Origin of the sequence: Streptomyces coffeae, assembly GCF_016741875.1 — a bacterium.
Lineage (GTDB): Bacteria > Actinomycetota > Actinomycetes > Streptomycetales > Streptomycetaceae > Streptomyces > Streptomyces coffeae.
This window is the reverse complement of record NZ_JAERRF010000155.1, coordinates 1-805: the sequence shown is the minus strand read 5'-3', so window position 1 is coordinate 805 and position 805 is coordinate 1. Positions and strand designations below refer to the sequence as shown.

General features: G+C 73.2%; 1 protein-coding gene and 1 pseudogene. Both read right to left on the bottom strand.

Annotated features, from left to right (window positions below):
• A pseudogene (locus JK363_RS41440) lies at positions 1 to 301 on the bottom strand (DUF317 domain-containing protein); the annotation flags it as partial.
• Between the two features lie 94 nt (positions 302 to 395).
• Positions 396 to 805: SPDY domain-containing protein (locus JK363_RS41435; protein WP_201883492.1), on the bottom strand; the 410-nt coding region annotated here is incomplete at its 5' end.

Genomic DNA, 805 nt, shown 5'->3' with positions numbered 1-805 from the left:
ACGGGGTGTCGCGGCAGAACCATGCCGTCCAGGCCGCAGGCCCACCGTGCACCGGGCTGGCGGTGAACTCCCAAGTCATCAGGGGCTGCTCGGGGCGCCTCAGGTCGGCACCGTCGGCGAGGTGGCGCGCCTGGCGCAGGCCGCCGGGGTCGCTGTAGTCGGTGTGGTCGGGCGTGTGCTCGGTATGCCATCCAGTGGCTTGCAAAACGTGTGCGGCGGTGGTCGTAGCGTCGGGGTCCGGGCCCGCGAGGTAGCGGGGCACGATCAGATACGGCTGCCTGCTTCGGGGGTGGTGTGTCACGGTCGGCTCCGTGTGTTCCGGGGTTGGCTGGGTGGGTGGTTGGGGTGCCGCCCCGGCCCGGGGTGTGCGGGGCGGCACCCTGCCTGCGAGGCGCTCAGGCGCCGTTGATCAGGTGGCGGACCTGGGGCGGGAGGGTGTACCCGGTGCGCCGCAGGGGCTGCGGGGATGCCAGGGCCGTGGTGAAGGCGGCGATCAGGTGGGCCGGGGTGGAGTTGTGGAATTCGGCCCACCACGACGCCTCGTCTCCATCGCTGGTCCGTACCTCGACCTGCCACGCCTCCTCGCGGGCCTGGTCCACGGCGGGGCCCGGGCGTGGCGGGGTGTGGGTGACTTCGGCGAGCAGGTCCGGTGCCAGGGCGCGGGCCCCGAATTCGGTGATGCTGTGCTGCCATCCGGCCTCGGTCAGCGGGTGCCAGATGGTGGCCGGGTGGCCGGGGTTGTGGAGGTAGGGCGGGCGGTCACTGCCTCTGTCGACGTCGGCGGCGAGGGCGGTGGTGAGGGCGC